Source organism: Candidatus Thiosymbion oneisti (assembly GCF_900092655.1).
Lineage (GTDB): Bacteria > Pseudomonadota > Gammaproteobacteria > Chromatiales > Chromatiaceae > Thiosymbion > Thiosymbion oneisti.
Window position 1 is genome coordinate 1 of the sequence record NZ_FLUY01000821.1, and the last position, 5,842, is coordinate 5,842.

Consider the following 5,842-nt stretch of genomic DNA (forward strand, 5'->3'; position numbering starts at 1 on the left):
CTATGGCTCATGGGATCTCTGAAACACTCCGCGGCGCGGAGCCTGGGCGTCCCCACGCAGCGCGTGGGAACGAGAAAGATACAAAACGCATCGCGTGCGGCGCGGAGAATCAGCGGATTTGTTCGCTCAACAGCTGTAAGATGCGTTCTGCGGTAGCGGAAGATGCGGGCTGGCCGACCTGGTCACGCACGACGACGCGGGTCTGGGTGCCGTCGCCCATGAGCTTGACCTGGTACTGGGCGACCCCTTTTTCGTCATCGCGACGCCAGAACGCGAGCCTCGATCCCCAACTCTTTTTTCTCTCACCTTTTGCCGGATCATCGTATCGGACATAGTAGACCCCACGCATACGGTCCCGGTCCTCCACCGCGAAACCGACTCGATCCAAGGCTACTCCGGTCAGGCGCCAGGCCCGTCGGTACTCATCGGAAATGATCAGCAGGCTCTCCCCGCCGGGACCCTTGGCAAGTCGCGATTTCGGGTGCTTGGTTGCCTGCTGCTTAGCCGCAGCCAGCTCGCTTTCCGGTTGCTTGGAGGCACCAAGGTAGACCATGAGCCGACGCAACATGGTTACCTCCTTGCCCGGATCCGCAGGGGCCGGCTCCCAGACGGACGACGCTTCCCCGCCCGCCACACTGGTGCGCAGATGTTCCTCCATGGCCCGGTGGGTCAGATACAGATCGGTCATCCCGGCACTTAGACCCGGCTCGATACGGACGCGATACTGATCGCGTATGGAGGTGGAATAGAGCCCATCCACCACCTTACGCAGTAGTTTGGTAACGAAGTCCCGACGGATCTCGGCCCGGTTCTCCAACCAATCGGTCTTCATGATGCCGGTGGACGGGTCTTGCTCCACCAGCAAGATACCTTGAGAACGCCAAAAGCTGATTAGCTTCGGCCACACCTGTTGGGGTGAGCCATCGATCTCGAGCCAGCGATTATTCCCCTCGCGGCGCAGTTTGACGTCTTTCACCTCCGGCAGCACTTGGGCGCTGCCCGCGGTCCGGCGCCGCGCCGATTGCTCGCCCACATACTCGGAGTAGGTGGTGGCCCCACCGAGCGGCGGGACGTCCATGGCATCGTCAAAGCTGCCGGCGGTCAGGTCCGGCGGAATCTCCAAATTCTCCGCCGCCTCGCGTTGTTTCTTGTATTGCAGGCGTTGATCGGGTAGATAGTCGCCCACACTCGGTGTACTACCGCATGCCGATAGCAGCAGTACACTCAACATAATAATCGCGAGGGCCAGCGTGTTCCGCATCGGGGTTGCGCTTCTGTTATCGCAAGGCCCTTCGGCAAACCGCATCGAAGGCACCCCCCTTGGGCAATTCCTTGAAGAATAATTCATAGCACACGCCCGCTTGCTTGTCTTTTCGTCTAACGTCCAAAGTCGTTCGCTGTTTCGTGGCCTACCCTCCGCACTCAGGGTAGGTTCTCCGCTTGCCACTCGTCCTAAATGACGCCCGCCTGCTCCATGGCGGCTCGCACGGTGGGTTGCGCGTCTGCCGTCAGCCAGGTCAGCGGTAATCTGATCCCCCGCGCTGACAGCCCCATCTCAGCGACCGCCCATTTCACGGGTATCGGGCTGGACTGCACGAATAGACTGCGGTGCAGGGGATCGAGGCGGGCGTTGATCGCCAGCGCTTGGTCGCGCCGACCGGACAGGGCCGCGGCACACATTTGCTGCATGAGCCGGGGGGCAACATTGGCGGTCACCGAGATATCCCCGTGACCACCCTGCAAGATGAACTCGCAGGCAGTCGCATCGTCACCACTGAGCAGGTCAAAATCCTCCGCGCACAGTGATTTCAAGCGGACGAGCCGCTCCAGGTCTCCGGTCGCCTCTTTGATACCCACGATATTCGGAATCCGGGACAAACGCGCCGCGGTCTGGGGCAGCAGATCACAGGCCGTCCGACCGGGTACGTTGTATAGGATTTGTGGCATCTCCACGGCCTCGGCGATGGCCTTGAAGTGCAGATACAGTCCCTCCTGGGTCGGCTTGTTGTAATAGGGTGTGACCAACAAGGCTGCGGCCGCTCCGGCCCGCTGCGCGCAGCCGGTCAGCGCGATGGCCTCGGTGGTGGAATTCGCACCGGTACCCGCGATCACCGGGACACGACCCGCGGCGAACTCCACGACGCTGCGCACGAACGCACAATGCTCCTGCTCATCCAGGGTCGCGGATTCTCCAGTGGTCCCGGCGGCAACGATTGCCGAGGTGCCAGCTTCCACGTGGAAATCGACCAGCCGACGTAGGGAATCCTCGTCGATCCGGCCATCTTCATGCATGGGTGTGATCAAGGCAACGATGCTACCGCGAAACATAACAAGGCGACTCCGGGATGGGAAAATCAGGGCCTATTATCTTGCCGTGACTCGGGTAGTACAACCTAACTGCTTTTCCAGCTACCAGTCGCCAGTCGCCAGTCACCAGCTACCAGTCGCCAGTCGCCAGTCACCAGTCGCCAGTCACCAGTCACCAGTCACCAGTCGCCAGTCACCAGTCGCCAGTCGCCAGTCACCAGTCGCCAGTCACCAGTCACCAGTCGCCAGTCACCAGTCGCCAGTCGCCAGTCGCCAGTCGCCAGTCACCAGTCACCAGTCGCCAGTCACCAGTCGCCAGTCACCAGTCGCCAGTCACCAGTCACCAGTCACCAGTCACCAGTCGCCAGTCACCAGTCGCCAGTCACCAGTCGCCAGTCACCAGTCGCCAGTCACCAGTCGCCAGTCACCAGTCACCAGTCACCAGTCGCCAGCGATTCTCCTCCGTAGGTGTAGAAATGCGCCGCCGGCAGCCGGCGACTGGTAGCTGGTAGCTGCATTCCCCGGCCATGGGCTTCGAGGCGCGCCCGAGCCCATGCTAAACTCAAGTCCGATCCAACCGCTGACAAGACTCATTGGGATTTAAGACCATGCCCACGCAGAAGACCTACCTCGTGCTCTCCGCCCTGGGGGAGGATCACCCCGGCATCGTGGATACCTTGTCCAAGACCATCCTCGAGCAGGGTTGCAACATCGAGGACAGCCGTATGACCGTCCTGGGTGGAGAATTCGCGGCCATCCTTTTGGTGCAGGGCAAGTGGAACACCCTGGCCAAAATCGAGAACGCATTGCCGGAGCTCGAGCGGCGATTGGGCATGACCATCATCTCCAAGCGTACCGGGGAGCGAACCGCCGGAGCCAACCTGTTGCCCTATGCAGTGGACGTCATCGCCATGGACCACCCAGGCATCGTCAACAACCTGGCCGGGTTCTTCTCAGAGCGCGGCATCAACATCGAAGACCTGACGACCAGCACCTACGCCGCCGCACATACCGGAACGCCGATGTTCGCCGTGCACATCACCATCGGCATCCCCGCGGACATGCACATCGCAACGCTCCGCGAGGAGTTCACGGATTACTGTGATGGGTTGAATCTGGACGCCGTACTCGAGCCGCTGAAGGGGTAAGGCGATATTTGGGAAGCTGCCCGGCTAAAAGCAATCCTGAATGATTTAGCGCGGTTTGGTGTACCGAACTTTCTTTATCCACAGATTACGCAGATTTCCACAGATTAAGAACGAAACAATCTGCGTAATCTGCGGAATGAATCCTCCCCGCCCCAAGGGGCGGGGTATCAATCGGATGGAAGTCTTTTTTCTCGCCGCAAGCAGCGGGGAATTCGACCCACAGAGATTAAAAAGACGCTTTTCTCTCGTTCCCACGCGGCGCGTGGGAACGAGAAAAAACCAATCTAAGGAGATCACGAATGAGCCTAACCATCGGCGACAGAGTACCCGACATCGCGCTGACAACCACCGGCGAGAAGCGGTTGCAGCTGTCCGATTTTCACGGCGAAAACCTGGTGCTCTTTTTCTATCCCAAGGCAAGCACACCCGGTTGCACGACGGAGGGGCAGGACTTCAGGGACGCCGCTGATGCCTTCGCGGCGACCGCCACCAAGATCCTGGGCGCATCCCGGGACGGACTCAAGGCCCAGGAGCGCTTCAAGGCCAAGCACGCCTTTCCTTTCGACCTAGTCTCCGACCAGGACGAGGCCTTGTGCAAACTGTTCGACGTCATCAAGCCCAAGAAGATGTTCGGTAAGGAATACTTGGGGGTAGAACGCAGCACCTTTCTGATCGACAAGACGGGCGTACTGCGTCGGCAATGGCGGAAGGTGAAAGTCAAGGGCCACGTGCATGAGGTCCTCGCGGCCGCCGAGGAACTGGACCCCTGAGTCCGGCTCCCCCTCCGTCGATGGCCGTCAGGAGCCTTTCGATGCTGCGTTTCGGACCGCGATTGACGCCGACGCACGAGGGGGTCGGAAATGCTCAAACGCGATAATGACAGGCTCCGCCTCTTCGTCCTCGATACCAACGTGCTGATGCACGACCCCGCGTCCCTATTCCGCTTCCATGAGCACGACATTTATCTGCCCATGGCCGTGCTCGAGGAGCTCGACAAGGGCAAAAAAGGGATGTCGGAGATGGCACGGAACGTGCGCCAGGTCAGCCGCTTTCTCGATGGATTCATGAGCGGCGCCGACCAGGAGAAAATCGCCGCCGGACTGCCTCTTACGCCGTTTATCGAGAACAGCGGCTCCCATACGACCGCAGCCAACGGGCGCATCTTTTTCCAGACCGCACCATTGGACCTCGACCTCCCGGCGTCACTGCCGGGCAGTAACCTCGACAACCACATCCTGGGCACCGCCCAAGCCCTCCAGAAGATCCACCGGGACCACACCGTCATCATCGTCTCCAAGGACATCAACCTGAGAATCAAGGCGGCGGTCCTGGGTATCCCGGCGGAAGACTATGCCAACGACCAGGTCCTGGACGACGTCTCGCTGCTCTACACGGGGCAGGAGGAGCTGCCGGAGGGCTTTTGGACCTGTCACGACAAAGCCGTGGAGTCCCGGCAAGCGGCCGGCCGCACCTTCTACAAGATCAAGGGGCCGGACATCGCCGACTGGTATCCGAGCCAGTGCCTTTATTGCGAGGAAGACGAGTGCTGCGAGGCCATCGTGCGGGAGAAGCCTTCCCCCACCGCGGCGATCATCGAGCTGGCCGAGGATTTCCGCTCGCCTCGGCACAACGTATGGGGCATCACCGCGCGCAACCGGGAGCAAAATTTCGCCCTCAATCTGCTCATGGACCCGGGGCTGGACTTCGTCACCCTGCTCGGGGCCGCCGGTACCGGTAAGACCCTGCTGGCCCTGGCCGCCGGCCTATCCCAGGTGCTGGACCGCAACCTTTACCGCGAGATCATCATGACCCGGGAAACGGTGCCGGTCGGGGAGGACATCGGCTTCCTACCCGGAACCGAGGAGGAGAAGATGACCCCCTGGATGGGGGCCCTCATGGACAACCTAGAGGTACTCACCCAGACGGAAGGCGGTGAGTGGGGTCGGGCGGCAACCAATGATCTGTTGCGCAACCGCATTCGCATCTCCTCCCTCAACTTTATGCGCGGGCGCACCTTCCTACGCAAATACATCATCCTGGACGAGGCCCAGAACCTCACGGCCAAGCAGATGAAGACGCTGATCACCCGGGCCGGACCCGGCACCAAGATCGTCTGCCTGGGCAATATCTCCCAGATCGACACCCCCTACCTCACGGAGACCAGCTCCGGACTCACCTATGTGGTCGACCGCTTCAAGGATTGGGCACACGGCGGACACATCACCCTGATCCGCGGCGAACGCTCGCGGTTGGCGGATTTCGCATCCGAGTGTCTATAACCGGCGGAATATCCGCCAATACCATTGTTTAAGAGGCTGTCTAAAAACTAACCTATTGATTTTCGGCTGGCTCCCCAGGCTCCAGCGTGGGAGCAGACCTGGTCCCGA

At 60.7% G+C, this 5,842-nt stretch carries 5 protein-coding genes; 3 read left to right on the forward strand and 2 right to left on the reverse strand.

Annotated elements, in window-relative coordinates; translation table 11 throughout:
- Positions 1-109: 109 nt before the first annotated feature.
- Positions 110-1,231, reverse strand: a complete 1,122-nt coding sequence (gene bamC, locus BQ17_RS08825) for an NlpB/DapX family lipoprotein (RefSeq protein WP_089726257.1) — start codon at positions 1,229-1,231, stop codon at positions 110-112.
- Between the two features lie 221 nt (positions 1,232-1,452).
- Positions 1,453-2,328 carry a 4-hydroxy-tetrahydrodipicolinate synthase gene (dapA, locus tag BQ17_RS08830; RefSeq protein WP_089726249.1) on the reverse strand — a complete coding sequence of 292 codons (876 nt, stop codon included), beginning with the start codon at positions 2,326-2,328 and terminating at the stop codon, positions 1,453-1,455.
- Between the two features lie 587 nt (positions 2,329-2,915).
- On the opposite strand from dapA, the gene BQ17_RS08840 reads away from it, so the two are divergent.
- The 3 genes from BQ17_RS08840 to BQ17_RS08850 all read left to right on the forward strand — a co-directional run bounded on the left by BQ17_RS08840 (position 2,916) and on the right by BQ17_RS08850 (position 5,734).
- The gene (locus BQ17_RS08840) at positions 2,916-3,455 is read left to right on the forward strand and encodes a glycine cleavage system transcriptional repressor (RefSeq protein ID WP_089726252.1); all 540 of its coding nucleotides are present in this window, start codon (positions 2,916-2,918) and stop codon (positions 3,453-3,455) included.
- Between the two features lie 299 nt (positions 3,456-3,754).
- On the forward strand, positions 3,755-4,225 hold the full coding sequence (locus BQ17_RS08845) for a peroxiredoxin (protein ID WP_089726253.1): 471 nt from the start codon (positions 3,755-3,757) through the stop codon (positions 4,223-4,225).
- Positions 4,226-4,315: 90 nt separating this feature from the next.
- A complete protein-coding gene (locus BQ17_RS08850) occupies positions 4,316-5,734 on the forward strand; it encodes a PhoH family protein (protein WP_089726255.1) in 1,419 nt (472 codons plus the stop codon).
- The last annotated feature ends 108 nt before the right edge of the window (positions 5,735-5,842 follow it).